Source organism: Corallococcus sp. BB11-1 (assembly GCF_026626625.1).
GTDB classification, from domain to species: domain Bacteria; phylum Myxococcota; class Myxococcia; order Myxococcales; family Myxococcaceae; genus Corallococcus; species Corallococcus soli.
The window spans coordinates 140159-156537 of record NZ_JAPNJY010000031.1; the positions used below are offsets into that span (position 1 = coordinate 140159).

General features: G+C 71.7%; 15 protein-coding genes. 6 read left to right on the forward strand and 9 right to left on the reverse strand.

Features of this window, described 5'->3' with window-relative positions; all coding sequences use genetic code 11:
• Window positions 1-2: 2 nt before the first annotated feature.
• Together OV207_RS26635 and mutM are read right to left on the reverse strand one after the other, a co-directional pair.
• Window positions 3-1868 (reverse strand): TIGR04551 family protein, encoded by a 1866-nt coding sequence (locus OV207_RS26635; protein WP_267557903.1) that lies wholly within the window; start codon window positions 1866-1868, stop codon window positions 3-5.
• 79 nt (window positions 1869-1947) lie between these two features.
• Window positions 1948-2838 carry a bifunctional DNA-formamidopyrimidine glycosylase/DNA-(apurinic or apyrimidinic site) lyase gene (mutM, locus tag OV207_RS26645; RefSeq protein ID WP_420715264.1) on the reverse strand — a complete coding sequence of 297 codons (891 nt, stop codon included), beginning with the start codon at window positions 2836-2838 and terminating at the stop codon, window positions 1948-1950.
• 140 nt (window positions 2839-2978) lie between these two features.
• Here mutM and OV207_RS26650 point away from each other — a divergent pair, with 140 nt between their 5' ends.
• Complete coding sequence (locus OV207_RS26650) at window positions 2979-3800, forward strand: M48 family metallopeptidase (protein ID WP_193349083.1); 822 nt, start codon at window positions 2979-2981, stop codon at window positions 3798-3800.
• A gap of 40 nt (window positions 3801-3840) precedes the next feature.
• On the opposite strand, the gene OV207_RS26655 is transcribed toward OV207_RS26650, so the two are convergent.
• Together OV207_RS26655 and OV207_RS26660 are read right to left on the reverse strand one after the other, a co-directional pair.
• On the reverse strand, window positions 3841-4890 hold the full coding sequence (locus tag OV207_RS26655; RefSeq protein WP_193349081.1) for a YihY/virulence factor BrkB family protein: 1050 nt from the start codon (window positions 4888-4890) through the stop codon (window positions 3841-3843).
• 108 nt (window positions 4891-4998) lie between these two features.
• Window positions 4999-5889: an MTAP family purine nucleoside phosphorylase gene (locus OV207_RS26660; protein WP_267557904.1), complete on the reverse strand. Its 891-nt coding sequence runs from the start codon at window positions 5887-5889 to the stop codon at window positions 4999-5001.
• A gap of 95 nt (window positions 5890-5984) precedes the next feature.
• Between OV207_RS26660 and OV207_RS26665 the strand changes: the two genes are divergently transcribed.
• Window positions 5985-6782: a hypothetical protein gene (locus OV207_RS26665; RefSeq protein WP_267557905.1), complete on the forward strand. Its 798-nt coding sequence runs from the start codon at window positions 5985-5987 to the stop codon at window positions 6780-6782.
• Window positions 6783-6792: 10 nt separating this feature from the next.
• Here the strand turns inward: OV207_RS26665 and OV207_RS26670 are convergent, their stop codons facing one another.
• The 3 genes from OV207_RS26670 to OV207_RS26680 are packed head-to-tail and all read right to left on the reverse strand — an operon-like array spanning window position 6793 to window position 9302.
• Window positions 6793-7740 carry a DMT family transporter gene (locus OV207_RS26670; RefSeq protein WP_267557906.1) on the reverse strand — a complete coding sequence of 316 codons (948 nt, stop codon included), beginning with the start codon at window positions 7738-7740 and terminating at the stop codon, window positions 6793-6795.
• Window positions 7713-8732, reverse strand: a complete 1020-nt coding sequence (gene queG, locus OV207_RS26675; RefSeq protein ID WP_267557907.1) for a tRNA epoxyqueuosine(34) reductase QueG — start codon at window positions 8730-8732, stop codon at window positions 7713-7715. Before queG ends, OV207_RS26670 begins: the two co-directional genes overlap by 28 nt.
• A gap of 9 nt (window positions 8733-8741) precedes the next feature.
• Complete coding sequence (locus OV207_RS26680; RefSeq protein ID WP_193349072.1) at window positions 8742-9302, reverse strand: cob(I)yrinic acid a,c-diamide adenosyltransferase; 561 nt, start codon at window positions 9300-9302, stop codon at window positions 8742-8744.
• Window positions 9303-9370: 68 nt separating this feature from the next.
• On the opposite strand from OV207_RS26680, the gene OV207_RS26685 reads away from it, so the two are divergent.
• The 4 genes from OV207_RS26685 to OV207_RS26700 all read left to right on the forward strand — a co-directional run bounded on the left by OV207_RS26685 (window position 9371) and on the right by OV207_RS26700 (window position 13426).
• Complete coding sequence (locus OV207_RS26685) at window positions 9371-10165, forward strand: thymidylate synthase (RefSeq protein WP_267557908.1); 795 nt, start codon at window positions 9371-9373, stop codon at window positions 10163-10165.
• Window positions 10162-10644 carry a dihydrofolate reductase gene (locus tag OV207_RS26690; protein WP_267557909.1) on the forward strand — a complete coding sequence of 161 codons (483 nt, stop codon included), beginning with the start codon at window positions 10162-10164 and terminating at the stop codon, window positions 10642-10644. Before OV207_RS26685 ends, OV207_RS26690 begins: the two co-directional genes overlap by 4 nt.
• 137 nt (window positions 10645-10781) lie before the next feature.
• Window positions 10782-12662: a cytochrome c/FTR1 family iron permease gene (locus OV207_RS26695; RefSeq protein WP_267557910.1), complete on the forward strand. Its 1881-nt coding sequence runs from the start codon at window positions 10782-10784 to the stop codon at window positions 12660-12662.
• 11 nt (window positions 12663-12673) lie between these two features.
• Entirely contained in the window at window positions 12674-13426 is a 753-nt protein-coding gene (locus OV207_RS26700) for a GlsB/YeaQ/YmgE family stress response membrane protein (RefSeq protein ID WP_267557911.1), read from the forward strand.
• A gap of 72 nt (window positions 13427-13498) precedes the next feature.
• On the opposite strand, the gene OV207_RS26705 is transcribed toward OV207_RS26700, so the two are convergent.
• Window positions 13499-15031 carry an MBL fold metallo-hydrolase gene (locus OV207_RS26705; protein ID WP_267557912.1) on the reverse strand — a complete coding sequence of 511 codons (1533 nt, stop codon included), beginning with the start codon at window positions 15029-15031 and terminating at the stop codon, window positions 13499-13501.
• A gap of 14 nt (window positions 15032-15045) precedes the next feature.
• A complete protein-coding gene (locus tag OV207_RS26710) occupies window positions 15046-16338 on the reverse strand; it encodes an HD domain-containing protein (RefSeq protein ID WP_267557913.1) in 1293 nt (430 codons plus the stop codon).
• Between the last annotated feature and the right edge of the window lie 41 nt (window positions 16339-16379).

Genomic DNA, 16379 nt, shown 5'->3' on the forward strand with positions numbered 1-16379 from the left:
GGCTAGAACTTGATGGCCAGCGTGCCGCGGATGGAGTGCGCGGTGCCCAGCTCCTGCGCGGGCACGTTCAGGTCCTTCAGGCCCGCGAGCGGGAAGAGGATGCCGTAGTCGATGCCCGCCACGAAGCCGTCCTCGGTGACGTAGCGCGCGCCGACGTCCGCCTCGAAGCCCAGGCTCTTGCTGACCGACGAGGGCGTGGACTCACCGTAGAACGCCTGCGAGTAGATGATGCTGCCGAAGACGTCGAAGCCCTCCGCGATGGAGTACTTGAGGCCCGGCTTCACGTAGAATGCGTCCGTGACGCCATTCAGGATGGAGCGCCACAGGATGAGGTCCACGCGGTAGTCGCGGTTGAAGCGGAAGTTGCGGATGGCGTTGTCGCTGCAGCCACCGGTGTCGCAGCGGTACTGACGGCCCTCCACGTCGCCCGGCGCGGTGTTGCCGTCCGAACCGGTGCCCTGGCGGCCCGGGTAGTTGCCGAAGCCCGGCGCCTTGTCACCGGACGCGAAGCCCGCCTCCACGCCCAGGTGGAGCTTGTTCTCGATGACGTGGAACTCCGTCTGGAGCACGCCGCCGAACTGCGCGATGCGCAGCGACTGGGAGGCGGGGTCCGCCGTCGTCAACGCCCGCCCGTCGATGCTGCCCAACTGCGCGGCGAACTCCGCCTCGATGCGGAACTTCTTCTCCGCGTACTTGAACCACAGGTCCGGCACGTACATCGTCCCGCCGCGCGGCAGGAACGTGGGGTTGACGACGTTGCCCACCGGATCCGGGTTGATGGGGGTGCCGCTCGTGTCCCCCAGCGTCGCGTACCGCTGCGTGCGGTAGGTGAAGTACAGGCCGTAGTTGAGCACGCCCTGGTTGTTGTCCAGCTTGGCGCGCTCCTGCTGCTCGGTGTCGCGCCGCGCGATGGCCAGCACCAGGCTGTGGCTGTCGTCGGACTGGGTGAGGTCCACCGGCTCGCCCAGGGAGTTGGCGCGCTCGGACGTCACGCCCTCCGAGTTGAAGTCCAGCATGGGCGTCACGTACCAGCCGGCGAACGGCTCCGTGACGAACTGGATGCGGTCCACCGTGTCGCCGTAGTCGCAGTCCAGGCAGTTGCCGTCGTTGCGCAGCATGCCCACGCCCCAGTGGCTGCCCATGCGGCCGAAGCGCAGGATGCCCACCGGCGTCGTCACCTCACCGTACGCGCGCCGGACCTGCACGGAGTCCTTGAACGCGTTGATGCCGGAGTTGCCCGGGGTCTGGTTCTCGGAGAAGAGCGTGAAGTTGTTGCGCCCGTCGCCGCTGTAGGCGCTGTCCGGGTTGGAGCCCAGCAGGATGTTGTCCAGGGCGTCCACCTGCACCTTGACGCGCACGTCCTCGGAGACGTTGAAGGACGGCTCCAGGCGGAAGCGCATGTTGGCGCCCGCCTGGGTGTGCTCCGTGGGGGAGCGCGGCGAGCGCGTCCACAGCTGGCGGCCCAGGGGCGTGCCGGCCGGCAGCGCGGGCTTGCCCAGGTCGAAGTTGGAGAAGAGCGTGGGGCGCACGCGCAGGTAGCCGTCGAGCGTGAACAGCTCCAGCTTGCGCTTCTCCTCCGTCCACTCCTCCTGCCAGTCGTTGTTGGCCACGGCCTGGGTGGCCGTCTGCGCGCGGATGTCCTCGCGCAGCTCCTGACGGGTGGCCTCCAGCCGCTGCTCCAGCTCCTCGCGGCTGACGGCGCCGTCGGTGGAGGCGGCAGGGGCCGGTGTGGCCGGGGCGGGGGCGGGAGCTTCGGCCGGAGCCGACTCCTGGGGTGCCGCGGCGGGCGAGCCACCATCAGGCACCGGCGTCTGCGCGGTGGCCGTGGACGAGGCGACGAGCAGCGCCGCCAGCAGGACGTGAGGCATGGTCAACGGTCTCCGGGGCCACGACATGACGCGGCCGGGTGTAAAGGGCGGGCGATTCAAGCCATGCCCCCCAGGGGTGTCAACGTCTACGGGAGCGGGGCTTCGCGCCGTCAACGACCCGCGAGGGCCTCTTCGGCGGCTTTCCAGGACGGGCGGGGCCCTTGGGGAGCGGCTGACACTTCGGACAGAAATGCGTGGTGCGTCCACCCTGGGTGAAGGACTCCACCGTCGTTCCGCACCTCGAACACGGCCCCTCCGCCCGCCCGTAGACGAGGAAGCGGTTCACGGATCCCGGCTCTTCCAGGTAGACGATGTCCTCGCCCTCCTGCTCCTTGAAGGCGAAGTCGAACGCGGCGTGGACCCCTTCCGCCAGCCGCTGCCACTCCGGCGGCGTGAGGGACGCGGGCTTGCGGGCCGGGTGCACGCCCGCGCGGAAGAGCGCCTCCGCCGCGTGGATGTTGCCCAGGCCCGCCACCCGGCCCTGGTCCATCAGCGCCACCTTCAGGTCCTGCATCGAGCCCCCCACCGCCTCCTGGAGCTGGGGCCCGGTGAGGCCCTCCGTCAGCGGATCCCTCCCCAGGGCCTTCACCGACGCCAGCTCCCACAGGCCGCCAGAGGGCACGGGCTCCATCCGGCCGAAGAGGCGGGGATCACAGAAGTGGATGACGCAGCCGTCGTCCAGGTGGAAGCGGGCGCGGCTGTAGGGGACGGCCTCCCCCTGCGCGCGGCGCACGAACTTCCCGGTCATCCCCAGGTGGGCCATCAGGCCCCGGCCGCCCTCCAGGGTGAGCAGCAGGTACTTTCCCTTGCGCTCCAGGGCCTCCACCCGGCCGGTGAGCCGGGCGAAGTGCGCAAGCTCCGCGCCCCGGAAGACGCGGGTGGCGTCTGCTTCCGCACGCACGACGCGGTGGCCCTTGAACCAGCGCGCGAGGTTGCGCCGGGCGATCTCCACTTCCGGTAGCTCAGGCATCCAGCGGGCCCCATAGCACCCCTGGCGGCCTCTTTCGTGCGTTGAAAACCGGGCCGGCAAGGGGCTTGCCCGGGGCGCGCCGGCGTGACTACGAGGGAGCGGACACGCCACAACCTCGCAAGCGAAGGGACGACCCGCCCATGCAACGGATGGCCACCGCAATCCTGACCCTCACCCTGGCCTCGGGCCTCACCGCCGGCTGCACGAAGCAGCGCATCGGCGCGGAGAAGGCGATCGCCAAGGCGTTCATCTCCGACGAGCAGGAGAACCAGCTCGGCCTCCAGGTGAAGAAGGAGTTGGAGACGAAGGAGAACATCAAGTACGTGGAGGACCCGGCGGTGCTGGAGTACGTGCGCGGCATCTCCGCCCCCATCCTGGCGCAGGCCAACAAGGACCGCCCCGGGGTGAAGTGGAAGGTCAACGTCATCAACGACCCGAAGCAGGTCAACGCCTTCGCCACGCCGGGCGGCTTCCTCTACGTCTACACGGGCCTGCTGCTGGCGGCGGACACGGAGGCGGAGCTGGCGGGCGTGATGGCGCACGAGGCGGGCCACGTCGTGGGCCGGCACTCGGCGCGCGCGATGGTGAACGCCTACGGCCTGCAGACCATCACCCAGGTGGCGCTGGGCCAGAACCCGGGCACCGCCGCGCAGATCGCCGCGCAGCTGGCCGGGGGCGGCCTGCAGCTGGCGCACGGGCGCAGCGAGGAGACGGAGGCGGACGAGTACGGCGCGAGGTACTCCTCCGCGGCGGGCTTCGATCCGAACGGCCTCATCGCCTTCTTCGAGAAGCTCCAGAAGATGCAGGGCGCGCAGCCCGCGGTCCTCAAGTGGCTCTCCACGCACCCCACCAACGCGGACCGCATCGCGCACCTGCGGAAGATCATCGCGCAGCAGGGCCTCAAGGGCGGCCGCAACGACGCGGGCGGCCTGACGGCCATCCAGGCGAAGCTGCCCAAGTAGGCGCCGCGCGCGTCGGACGCCGTGCCCCGCCCGGGCGACTTCAGTGCACGGGCGGGTTGTCGCTGCCGTCGGGCAGGAAGCCGGGAGGCTCCGGGTCCTTGCCCTCGGCCACCCGGCGCCGCCTGCGGAACAGGGCCAGCCGCGTCTTCCGGGCGCTGCTGGCGCTCTTGGCCGCGCCGGGCGTCTTGAGCGGCGGCTCCAGGGGCGCGGGCTGACCGAAGTCGCGCGCGCCCTTCGCCTTGCCCTCCACGGAGGCGTGTTCGAGGATGGCGTTGAGCTCCCCGCCGAGGATGAAGATGAGCCCGGTGATGTAGAGCCACAGCAGCAGCACCACCACGCCACCGATGGAGCCGTAGGTGACGTCGTACTTGCCGAAGTGCTCCACGTACTGCGTGAAGCCCCAGGTGCTGCCCAGCCACGCCAGCGTGCCCACCACCGAACCCGGGGTGATGTACTTGAAGCGCTGCTTCACGTCCGGCAGCAGGTAGTAGCAGAGCGACAGCATCAGCATCACCAGCCCCGCGGTGAAGGGCCAGCGCAGCCAGGACCAGAGGAGGTGGAACTCGTCGATGAGCGCCAGCTTGTCCGCGGCCCACGCGCCCACGCGCCCGCCCAGCAGCAGGATGGCGAAGGACAGCGGGATGAGCAGCCCGCCCACCAGCGTCACCACCAGCGCCAGGCCCTGCGTCTTCCAGTAGGGCCGGGACTCCGGCACGTCGTACGCCATGTTGAGCGCCTTGCGCAGGGCGTCCACGCCGCGCGAGGACGTCCACAGCGCGACGAGCAGACCCACCGTGAGCAGCTTGGGGCGCGTCTCACCGACGAGGGACGTCAGGTGCTGGCTCATGAGGCCCAGCGCGTCGCCGGGCACCAGCGGACGGATGCGGTCCATCATCGCGTCCACCGCGCCGGGCGCGAACGGCAGGTAGGCCACCAGCGTGACGAGGAAGAACAGGAAGGGGAACAGGGAGAAGAGGAAGTAGTAGGACAGCTGCGCCGCCACGTCGGTGACGGTGTCCTCCTCCATCTCCTTCCAGAAGCGCCGACCGAACTCCCTCCACGTCAGGTACTTGAGCCGTGGCAGCCCCATGTGGTTCCCCCTCCGGGTCTGTTGGGGAGCCAATGTGCGAACGATGGCGGCATTCGGCAGCAGGCAGCCGGCCGAGCACCCGCCACGGGGCCCTACCACTGTCGGGTGCTAGACGACGCCCGAGGGCAGGTAGCGCCCGAGGAGGGGGCGCAGGCGGGAGCGCACCTCGGCGGGGATGCGCGCACGGTCGGTGAAGATGGCCAGCGCGAGCGCGCTGTCGCAGCGGCACTGGGGCGCGGTGCCGGCGATGCGCGGCAGCGCGCGGCGCAGGAGGGCGGCCCCGTGGGCGGTGACGGCCTCCAGGCGCTGGGAGAGCTGCGGCAGGAGGGCCTCGGGCTCCTGGCCCACGGGCTGGGGGCGCCAGGAGTCGTGGTCGGTGGGCAGCGCGATGAGCGCGTAGTGCAGCTCCGCCTCGCGGGCGAGCCGGGCCTCGGGCATCGCGGTGAGTCCGATGAGGTCACACCCCCAGGAGCGGTAGAGCTGGCTCTCCGCCTGGGTGCTGAGCGAGGGGCCTTCGATGCACACGTAGTTGCCGGTGGGGTGCACCACGGTGTCGGACCGCGGGGACGCGTCGATGAGGGCCTGGCGCAGGGTGGAGCAGAAGGGCTGGGCCAGCTCCACGTGCACCGCGACGTCGTCGTAGAAGGTGCAGGGGCGGCGGTAGGTCCGGTCGATGACCTGATCCGGCAGGGCCAGGTGGAGCGGCTGGATGTGTTCGCGCAGGCTGCCCACGGTGCCGGTGGCGAGGACGTGGGTGACGCCCAGGACCTTCAGGGCGAAGAGGTTGGCGCGGTAGGGGGAGCGGGTGGCGTTGTGGACGTGGCCCTGGCCGTGGCGGGAGACGAAGACGACGGGGACGCCGTCCAGCTCCGTGGCGATGAGCGGCGAGCTGTGGGGGCCGAAGGGCGTCTCGATGGTGAGGTGCTCGCCCCGGCCCTGGAGGCCCAGGGCCTGATGGAGGGTGTGGCCTCCGATGATGCCCACCTTGACCGCCGGCATGCGTCTCCCCTTGCCCGGACGCCGGGCGTGGGCCTGACGATATCGCGGGGCCCTCCCCCGGGAAGCGCCGAAGACTGGTAGCTTTCACATTTGCCATGCGTCTTCTTCCGCGCCTCGTCGCCCTCGCCTTCCTCCTTGCTACCCCTGCCCTGGCCGCTCCCATCCCGCCCGGATGCGAGGAGGACGCCGTCGCGTGCAAGGAGGACTGCACCATCGAGTACGGCGGCAACGGCAACGCCATCCGCAAGCTGACGCGCTGCTTCGAGGGCTGCACGAGCAAGCGCTCGCAGTGCGCCCGGAAGTTCAACGCCGTGAACGGCCGCGCCCCGGATGCGCCGGAGGCCGCCCCCGAGCGCCGGCAGTCCAAGACGGAGGCCGCCAAGCTGCGGGAGATTCAAGAGAAGGACCGCAAGCGCGACGAGGACCCGTTCGGTGACGACGACAAGCCCGTGCGCGAGCGCCCCGCGCGCGACGCCTACGACGACCCGCCGGAGCCGCCCCCGGAGCGCAAGGGCTACCGCGCCTCCGACGAGCCGGAGAAGAAGCCCGTGAGGGGCAACCCCCGCCCGGCGGCCGTCCCGGCGCGAGCGTCCGAGCCCGCGCGCCCGCCGCCCCCGCCCTCCCCCGCCGTCGCTCCCGAGCCCACGCGGTCCGAGCCCCCGGACATCGAAGCCTTCGCGGAGCCGCCGCCGCGCGCGGAGCCGCCGGCCCCGAAGCCCGTGGTGGCCGAACCCGCGCCGAGCCGCGACACGTCCGACGACGACGACCTGCCCGCGCCGCTGCCGCCCGTGGAGAAGAAGGCGCCCCCGCCCCGCCCCGTGGAGGCACCCCGCCCGAAGCCGCCGCCGGAGCCCAAGAAGGACATCTCCGACTGGGACCCGAACGGCGACTAGCAAGAGGGCCTCAGCCCGCGCGCACCACCACCGGAGGAGGCTTCACCGGCGCGGCCTGCGTCAGCCGCACGCCCAGGAGCACCAGCGCGCCGCCCAGCGCCAGCTCCCAGTGCAGGGCCTCATCCAGGAAGGCCCAGGCCGCGAGCGCCGTCGCGGCCGGCTGCAGGTTGGAGAAGATGGCCACCTTCGACGCGGGCACCTTCGACAGCGCGTAGTACCAGAGCAGGTACGCCACCACCGACGTCATCAGCCCCAGGTACACGATGGCGGCCTTCGCCGTGAGGCTCGCGGCCCACACCTGCTCGGGCTGGAGCACGAACGGGATGAGCGGCAACTGCAACGCCGTGGCCACCGTCATGGTCCATGCCGTGGCGCGCAGCGCGCCGTGCTCCGCGGCCAGCGGCCTGCCCTCCGTCGTGTAGATGACCCATGCCACCACCGCCGTGAGGATGAGCAGGTCTCCCAGGACCGAGCCCCGCGCGCTCGCGAGCCCCCGCCCCAGCAGCAGCACCACCACGCCCACCAGCGCGGTGAGGATGCCCGCCGTCGCGCGCCGGCTTGCCCGCTCACGTCCCAGCATGAGGCTGGCCACGTACACGCCCAGCGGCGTCAGCGCGTAGAGCAGCGCCGCGTGCGCCGACGTGGAGCGCGACAGCCCGGAGAAGAACAGCGTCTGGTTCACCGGCCCGCCCATCAGGCCCAGCAGCGCCACGCGCCTCCACTCCGAGCGCGGCGGCAGCTTCGGCCCTGGCGTCAGCGCGAGCAGCAGCGTGAACGCCGCGCCGCACACGAGGAAGCGCCACAGCACCACGGTGAACGGCGACAGCTCCGTCATCGCCCGCTTGGCCGCCAGGTACGTGCCCGCGCTGATCAGCACCTGCACCGTCAGCGCCGCGTACACCCGCCCGAGCGGGGTGACGGCGGGCGGTGTCACGACTCCAGTTGGAGAAGCGCCCATTTCGCGGCGCTGCGTACCAGTTCGCTGGAGTCAGCGCTGAGCTTTTCGAGCAGCGACCGGGCCTGCGCCTGCCGTGCCACGCCCAGCGCATAGACAGCGTTGCGCCTCAAACCGTCGTAGCGCGCGCGGGCCAGCGCCGTGCCGGGGATGAGTTCCTTGTATTGCTCGGGCGTCAGCGCGGCCAGTTCCACCGTGCCCAGCGACGCCACCGCGCGGGGCATGAAGCGCGCGTCCTCCGTGTGCACCGGCTTGCGGTTGAGCGGGCACACCTGCTGGCAGATGTCGCAGCCGAAGATGAGGTTGTCGAACTTGAAGCGGAACGACTCCGGCACGTCACGGTCGCGGTTCTCGATGGTCTGGTACGACAGGCAGGCCCGCGCATCCACCTGCCGGTGGCCCACCAGCGCGCCCGTGGGACACGCCATGAGACACCGCCGGCAGGAACCGCAGCGGTCCGCCACCGGGCCCTCCGGATACGCGTCCACCTCCGCGTCCAGGATGAGCGTGGCCAGCAGCACCCACGAGCCGTGCGACGCCGTGATGAGGCAGCCGTTCTTCCCCACGTACCCCAGGCCCCCGCGCGCGGCCCAGACCTTCTCCATCATGGGGCCGCTGTCCACGCCGCCGTAGCTGCCCAGCCCCGGGTACCAGGCGTTGAGCGTCTTGCGGAACGCCTTCATCCGGTCGCGCAGCGTGGAGTGGTAGTCCCGGCCCCGCGCGTAGCGCGCGATGGGCGAGCCCTGCGACGACGCGTCGTCCCGGTAGTAGTTGTTCGCGAAGGACAGCACCGTCTTCGCGCCCGGCAGCAGCACCGACACGTCGAGCCGCTCCTCCGCGCGCGACCCCATCCAGTCCATGTCCGCGTCGTAGCCGGCCTCCAGCCACGACAGCAGCGACGACGGGGGGATGGGCTCCGCGCGGGCGAAGCCGATGAGGTCGAAGCCCACCTGCTGGGCGAGGTCCCGGAGCCGGGCGGTGGGCAGCGGAGTCACGGGCGCGACCTACTTCGAGGGCTTCTCGGGGATCCACTTCACGTCGGGCAGGCCGGCGCGGAAGTTCACCAGCCGCGCCACGACGAAGAGCAGGTCCGACAGGCGGTTCAGGTACATGGCCACCGCGGGCGGGGCCTTGTCCTCGCGCAGGAGCGTCACCACCCGGCGCTCGGCCCGGCGGCACACCGTGCGCGACAGGTGCAGCGCCGCCGCCGCGGGCGCGCCGCCCGGGAGGATGAAGTGCGTCATCTTCGGCAGCTCCTCCTCGTAGCGGTCGATGTGGCGCTCCATCTCCTCCACCCACTCCGGCTTCAGCTCCGGGATGTGCGCCGCCGCCTTGGTGTGCGGGGGCGTGGCCAGCACCGCCCCCACCGTGAAGAGCTGGTCCTGGAGGCGCTGGAGGAAGTGGTCCAGGTCCGCGGGCAGCGGGAAGGTCCGAGCGAGCCCCAGCGTGGCGTTGAGCTCGTCCACCTCGCCGTAGGCGTCCACCAGCGCGTCGTCCTTGGCGATGCGTCCGCCGCCGAACAGGCCCGTCTCTCCCGCGTCGCCCGTCTTTGTGTAGATCTTCATTTCATCCTCTTAACGGCGGGCAGGAGGTTGAGATTGCCTGCCCCACCGGACCGATTCATAAGGGGGCCATGCAGCAATACCTGAGTCTGCTGGACCATGTCCTGCGCCACGGTACGAAGAAAGGTGACCGGACCGGCACGGGGACCCTGAGCCTCTTCGGCCACCAGCTCCGCTTCGACCTCACCCAGGGCTTCCCCCTGGTGACGACGAAGAAGCTCCACGTGAAGTCCATCCTCCATGAGCTCCTGTGGATGCTCCGGGGGGACACGAGCGTGCGCTCGCTCCAGGAGCAGGGCGTCACCATCTGGGACGAGTGGGCCAACGCCGACGGCGGCCTGGGCCCCGTGTACGGCCACCAGTGGCGCTCGTGGAGCACGCCGGACGGCGCGCCCGTGGACCAGATGCGGCAGCTGGTGGACGGCCTGAAGAAGAACCCGGACTCGCGCCGGCACCTGGTCAGCGCGTGGAACGTGGCGGACCTGCCCGCCATGAAGCTGCCGCCCTGCCACGTGATGTTCCAGTTCTACGTGGCCGACGGCCGGCTGTCCTGCCAGCTCTACCAGCGCAGCGCGGACATCTTCCTGGGGCTGCCCTTCAACATCGCGTCGTACTCGCTGCTGACGATGATGGTGGCGCAGGCCACGGGCCTCGTCGCGCACGAGTTCATCCACACGCTGGGCGACGCGCACCTGTACCTGAACCACGTGGAGCAGGCCCGGGAGCAGCTCACGCGCGCCCCCCGCGCCCTGCCGCGCATGCGCCTCAACCCGGACGTGGAGGACCTGTTCGCCTTCCGCTACGAGGACTTCACGCTGGAAGGCTACGACCCCCACCCCGCCATCAAGGCGCCCGTGGCCGTATGACGGCGCGCCTGTCCGCCATCGTCGCCATGGCGGCGAACCGCGCCATCGGCCTGGGCAACACCCTGCCCTGGCGCCTGCCGCAGGACCTGGCGCGCTTCAAGCGCCTGACGATGGGCCACACCCTCGTCATGGGCCGCAGGACGTACGAATCCATCGGGAGGCCCCTGCCCGGCCGCACCACCGTGGTCCTCACCCGCCAGCCCGGCTGGGTCGCGCCGCCCGGCGTCCAGGTGGCGCACTCCGTGGACGCGGCCCTGGCGCTGGCCCGCGCCGACAGCGAGGTCTTCATCGCCGGGGGCGCGGACCTGTATGCCCAGACGGTGGACCGGTGGGACCGGCTCTACCTCACCCGCATCGCGCGCGACTTTCCGGGCGACGCCTTCTTCCCGCCCGTGGACCTGTCCGCGTGGAGGCTCGTGGAGGAGGAAGCCCACCCGGAGGCGGACCTCCCCTTCGGTTTCCTCACCTACGAGCGGTAGGGATGGCCCTTCCGCAGTAGCCCTCGCGGTCACCCGGAGTGTTGCTCTCCCGCCCCCTTCGTCCTCGGAGGGGGCGCTGTATCCTGATATTGATTCTCAGAATTGAACGCCCCAGAGGGGGTTGGTAGAAGTCAGGCGTGAATCGCGCCGCCTCCGTCACGCTGTGCCTGCTGCTCGCGTTGTCCTCCACCGTCCGGGCCGAAGCGCCCGCGTCCGAAGAGGGCCGCACCTGGCACCGGCTGGTGGGCATCCTCCAGTACCTCCAGGCGGACTACCCGGCGGCGGTGTCGACGCGCTCCGAGTTCGAGCTGGCGGAGCAGAAGAGCTTCGCGGCGGAGGCGCTGGAGGCGGCGAAGGAGCTGGGCCCGGCGGCGGCCACCTTCGTGCCGAAGGTGCAGGCCATCCAGGCGCGCGTGGACCAGTCCACGGACCCCGAGGGCGTGAGCCGCGACTGCGGGGAGCTGGTGGAGAGCCTGGTGCTGGCGGGGGGGCTCGCGCGCAGTCCCCGCAAGACGCCGGACCTGGAGCAGGGCGCGAAGCTGTTCCAGGCGAACTGCGCGGTGTGCCACGGCGTGGACGGCAAGGCGGCGGTGGACATCGCGGCCACCATGGAGCCCGCGCCGGCGAACTTCCAGGACCCGCAACTGATGGAGGAGGGCCTGACGCCCTACAAGGCGTTCAACACCACCAGCTTCGGCGTGCCCGGCACCGCGATGCCGGCCTTCCCCACCCTCTCCGAGGACGACCGCTGGTCGCTCGCGTTCTTCGTCTTCACGCTGCGCCAGCCGCCGTGCCAGGGCGAGCCGCCGCGCGCGTCGCTGGAGCGCCTGGCCACCGCCACCGACGCGGAGCTGGCGAAGGAGTACGGCGCGGACAAGGTCGCGTGCCTGCGCCGGAACATGCCGGACGAGGACGAGGAGAAGGCGCTGCTCGCCGCCCGGCAGTCGGTGGGCAACGCGATGCGCATGGGCGCCGCGGGCGACTACGCCAGCGCGAGGACGGAGCTGCTGGACGCGTACCTCAACGGCCTGGAGCCGGTGGAGCCCAAGCTGCGCGGACGCGACCCGGTGCTCACCCAGAAGCTGGAGGAGGCCTTCCTCCAGGCGCGGCTCGCCGCCGAGCGCAAGAGCCCGCACCTGCAGGACGAGGGGCGTGAGCTGCTGTCGCTGCTGGACCAGGCGCGCAAGGCGAACGGCAGCACCACGGACATGCTGTCGGTGGCGTGGCTGACGCTGCTCATCCTGCTGCGCGAGGGCTTCGAGGCGACCATCATCGTCACGGCCCTGCTGGCGGCGCTCAAGAAGATGAAGGCCCCGGAGCAGGTGCGCGTGGTGCACGCGGGCTGGGTGTCCGCGCTCGTCGTCGGCGCGCTGGCGTACCTGCTGGGCCGCAAGCTGCTGGCGGGCGCGCAGCGCGAGTGGCTGGAGGGCGTCACCGCGCTCGTCGCCGTGGCCATGCTGCTGTACGCGGCGCTGTGGCTCAACGCGCGCGCCAACGTGAGCCAGTTCATGGGGGAGCTGCGCCAGCGCATGCAGGGCGCGCTGGGCCGGGGCAGCACGTTCGGCCTGTTCGCCATCGCCTTCACGTCGGTGCTGCGCGAGAGCTTCGAGACGGCCATCTTCCTCCAGGGGCTCGCGGTGGACTCCGCGGCGGGCGTGGCCTGGGGCGCGCTGGCGGGCGTCGTCGCGCTGGCGGTGCTGGTGCTCTTCGTCAACCGCATGGGCTACCGCCTGCCCATGAAGACGCTCTTCAACCTCTCCACCGTGGTGCTGGTGGTGACGGCGGTGATGCTGCTGGGCAAGGGCATCCATTCGCTGCAGGAGGTGGGCGCGCTGCCGCTGATGCCGGTGCGCTTCATCACCGTGGACATGCTCGGCGTGTACCCGGATGTCCTGTCGTTGGTGCCGCAGGCGTTGCTGGCCGCGGCCCCGCTGGCCTACTGGGCCCTGCGCCGGCGGGCGCGCGCGGCGACGGCCGGCTCAGGCGACGGGGCGACGCAACCGCCGCCCTTGCGGTAGCGTGGAACGTGGTGAAGCGCTCCCCCCTCCTGTTCCCACTCCTCGCCCTGCTGCTCGTGTCGGGCCTGGCCTCCGCCCAGGAGGCCCCCGCCGAGCCGGCCACGGCTCCCACCCGGGGCCTCACGCCGCCGCCCCTGGTGGGCGCGGAGGCGGAGGACGTGCCGGCGCCTCCGGACGCTGAATCCCCGGAGGATGCGCCCTCCGGGTCGCGCCCCTCCGTCACCGCCGGGGCCCTGCCGGACGCGCGGCCTCCGCCGTCGAAGGACCCCGTGCCCCGCGTGGCGGTGGAGGCGCTGGGCGGCGCGGCGGGCGGCGTGGTGGGCGCCACGGTGCTGGGCTCCTTCGGGTACCTGCTGGGCTCCGCCACCGTGGGCTGTGACGAGTGTCTGGTGATGGCCGTCGCGGGCGCCGCGGCCGGGGCGCTCATCGGCATCCCGGTGGGCACCTACGCGGGCGGCCGGTTCATGAACGGGCGCGGCAGGCTGGGCCCCACGGTGGCCGGCAGCATGGTGGGCTGGGGCGCGACGCTGCTGGGCATCTCGCTGGTGAACAGCGGCGGCGCCGACGCGCCTCCCGCCGTGAACGCCGCGCTCTTCATCCTCCCGGTGGTGGGCGCGAGCGTGGGCTACGAGCTGACGCACAGCAGCACCCTCCGCGCGGAGGAGGCGGCGCGGCAGCCCCACGCCCCCCAGGGCGTGCGCCTGATGCCCGTGGCCACCTACGGCGCGAAGGGCCCGCACCTGGGCCTGCTGGGCAGCTTCTGACCTGCGTCAGGCAGGTCCGTTGAAGCAGAAGGCCCTGGCGTCCCGGGGCCTCACGCCCCGTCCCTGAAGGGCTCAGGCGCCCACGCGGAACCAGCTGAAGGACTCCTCGCGCACGCGGCCCTCCGCCACCAGCTTCTCCAGCGTGGCCAGGGCGCTGCGCTCCGCCACCGGGTGCAAGAGCGGCGGCGTGTCCGCGTAGGCCGTCGCCACCACCTCCGCCAGCGTGGCGCCCGTCGCGGGCACCGACTCCAGGATGATGGCCTCGCGCTGGGCGCGGTGGCGCAGGTACTCGTCCAGCTTGCCCGGGCCGTCCGGCACCGGCGCGCCGTGCGCGGGGTACAGCGTGGTGACGGGCCAGTCGCGCAGCCGGCGCAGCTGCGCGAGGTAGTCCACCATGTTGCCTTCGGGCGGGTCGATGACGATGGAGCCCACGCTGGCCACCATGTCCCCCACCACCGCCGCCCTGCTGCGCGAGTCCACCAGGCACAGGTGCCCCTGCGCGTGCCCCGGCGTGTGCAGCACGCGCCAGCGCTGCGGCAGCGGCCCGCCCAGCTCCAGCACCTCGCCGTCCTCCAGCAGCCGCTCCACCGGGAAGTCCAGCCGGTCCGCCGTGCGCGCGTGGCACCAGAGCGGAATCCCCAGCCGCTCCTTCACCGCGAGCGCCCCGCCCACGTGGTCGCCGTGGTGGTGGGTGAGCACCACCGCCAGGGGCCGCAGCCCCTCCGCCTTCAGGCTGGACACCAGCGACAGGAGCTTCGCGTACTGCTTCACGTCCGACGAGCCCGGGTCCACGATGAGCAGGTCGCCCGTGCCCAGCACGTACGCGTTGGTGTGCGTCGCGGGCGGCAGCGTGGGCGTCTCCAGCGCCACCACGCGCACGCCGCGCTGGAACTCGATGCGCTGGGCCACGTAGCCCGGGCAGTACGGCGGCGTGTTCAGCCGCGCGCGCGCGTCCGCCTCGTCGGTGAACTCCGACAGCACCTGCAACGCGTGCTGCGCGGGCGGGTGCAGCAGCGCCGTGCCCTCACTCCAGCGCGACAGCGCGTCCTCCGGCCGCGTCCACGCGCCCTCGGACAGCTCCCCGGGGAGGACGCTCGCGGTCGCGGCCTCCGGCAGCTCCACCAGGTAGAAGCGCGTGTCGAAGCGCACCGGGATGGAGGGCGGGGTGATCCACCGGCCCGCCGGCCGCAGGTCCTCCGCGCGCAGGGTGAGCGCGTGGCGCGAGAGCCACTCGCTCCACTTTACCGTCCCCGCGAGCAGCGCCGTGCGCCCCTGGGCCAGCGCCGCCTCGGAGAGCGCCCCCGCGCCCTCGGCCACCAGCACGCCCGCCTCCTCGAAGAGCTCGCGCGCCGCCGCCGAGCGCAGCGCGGCCTCTTCACCCTGCGCGCCCTGCACGGGCACGTCCGCGTCGTCGCGGTCCAGCTTGCCGCCCGGGAAGGCGTAGAAGCCTCCGGCGAAGGCCAGCGCCCGCTCGCGCTTCACCCAGAACACCTCCACGCCCACGCCGTCCCGCGCGCGGCGGTAGAGGATGACCACCGAGGAGGCCCGGGGTTCGACGGGGGCGTAGGGGGCGAAGAGGCCCATGCCGGGGAGGGGCTCGCTCATGGTTGCACCATCCTTCAGGACTGCGTCGTCTGGCCGAGCAGCCGGCCCATCATGTCGCGCGCCCGCTCCGCCTGGTCCGGCCGGACATAGAGCCGCGTCAGTCGCACCGCGCCACTGTAGCGCTGGTACAGCGGCGTGTACCGCGCCACCTCCGTGAGCCGCCCCGTGGACACGTCCAGGATGAACAGCCCCGGGTTGCCCCCGGCCGCCCCCACGTACTTGCTGAGCGCGCCCTTGGACTGCACCGTGTAGTGCTCGAAGCCCTCGCTGGTGAGCGCGCTGTTGAGCACCTCCAGGTCGTAGCCCGTGTCGCGCTCCGTGAACTGCGCCAGCAGCTTGAAGCCCTGCCGGCGGCTGATGCGCTCCGCCCACCGGTTCTTCGAGCGGCGCAGCGTGTACCAGAGCGCCGCGTCGTCGCAGAGGAGGAAGGCCTCCGGGTCCGCCGGGATCTCGAACTCGCCGGGCGTCTCCTCGTAGTAGCGGCGCAGCATGTGGTCGAAGTTGACCGACGTGTGGTGCAGGTACACCGACACGAACATGTGGTAGCGGCTGAGCAGGAAGTCCTCGAACGCGAACGCCGCCGCGCGCGACAGGGCCAGCACCGCCTTGCCGTCCTTCACCGCCGGGTTCAGGTTGGAGACGATCCAATCCAGGTCGTACCGGCCATAGTTCACGCCCGTGTAGAACGAGTCGCGCAGGAGGTAGTCCATCCGGTCCGCGTCCAGCTCCCCGGAGACGATGGCGCGCAACAGCGGCGTCCAGTCCACGCCCTTGTGGGTGAAGCCCGGGTCCTTCGGCGGCTTCGCGCCGGAGATGAGCGCCACCGTGGCCATGGGGGTGATGCCCCGGGGGCTGAACTCGCGCTGGATGACCTCCGTCAGGGAGCTGTCCAGGATGAGCTTGGCGGTGAAGTCCTCGTGGTTCGCCTGCTCCCCTTCCGCCACGGAATCCAGCCAGCCGGGCAACCGCAGCAGCGACCGCCGGGGCGCGATGCGCTCCGACGCGTGCGACAGGGGCATGTGCCCCAGGTCATGACACAGCACCGCCAGCCGCACGGCTTCGCAGAAATGTTCACGCACATCGTCCGGCAGGTCGGACCGGCTGGCCACGGCGCCGAAGACGCGCGAGGCGACGAACATGGCGCCCAGGCTGTGGGCGTGGCGGGTGTGGGTGGCGCCGGGGAAGGCCATGTCGCCAAAGCCCAGCTGCCGCACGTAGCGCAGCCGCTGGTAGAAGCGGCTGTCGATGACGGCCTTCTCCGGGTCGCTCACCGGGATGACGCCGTGGATGGGGTCGCGAATCCGCATGTCGTCCTTGCCGGGCTTCTGGAATCCCGGACCTCCTCCAG

Coding starts and splice junctions, on each gene's coding strand:
- mutM (WP_420715264.1), bottom strand. CDS start 2,838: ATGCCTGAGCTACCGGAAGTGGAGATCGCCCGGCGCAACCTCGCGCGC.
- OV207_RS26710 (WP_267557913.1), bottom strand. CDS start 16,338: ATGCGGATTCGCGACCCCATCCACGGCGTCATCCCGGTGAGCGACCCG.
- OV207_RS26680 (WP_193349072.1), bottom strand. CDS start 9,302: ATGAAGATCTACACAAAGACGGGCGACGCGGGAGAGACGGGCCTGTTC.
- OV207_RS26660 (WP_267557904.1), bottom strand. CDS start 5,889: ATGCCGGCGGTCAAGGTGGGCATCATCGGAGGCCACACCCTCCATCAG.
- OV207_RS26670 (WP_267557906.1), bottom strand. CDS start 7,740: ATGGGCGCTTCTCCAACTGGAGTCGTGACACCGCCCGCCGTCACCCCG.
- OV207_RS26690 (WP_267557909.1), top strand. CDS start 10,162: ATGACGGCGCGCCTGTCCGCCATCGTCGCCATGGCGGCGAACCGCGCC.
- OV207_RS26655 (WP_193349081.1), bottom strand. CDS start 4,890: ATGGGGCTGCCACGGCTCAAGTACCTGACGTGGAGGGAGTTCGGTCGG.
- OV207_RS26705 (WP_267557912.1), bottom strand. CDS start 15,031: ATGAGCGAGCCCCTCCCCGGCATGGGCCTCTTCGCCCCCTACGCCCCC.
- OV207_RS26635 (WP_267557903.1), bottom strand. CDS start 1,868: ATGCCTCACGTCCTGCTGGCGGCGCTGCTCGTCGCCTCGTCCACGGCC.
- OV207_RS26650 (WP_193349083.1), top strand. CDS start 2,979: ATGCAACGGATGGCCACCGCAATCCTGACCCTCACCCTGGCCTCGGGC.
- OV207_RS26685 (WP_267557908.1), top strand. CDS start 9,371: ATGCAGCAATACCTGAGTCTGCTGGACCATGTCCTGCGCCACGGTACG.
- OV207_RS26665 (WP_267557905.1), top strand. CDS start 5,985: ATGCGTCTTCTTCCGCGCCTCGTCGCCCTCGCCTTCCTCCTTGCTACC.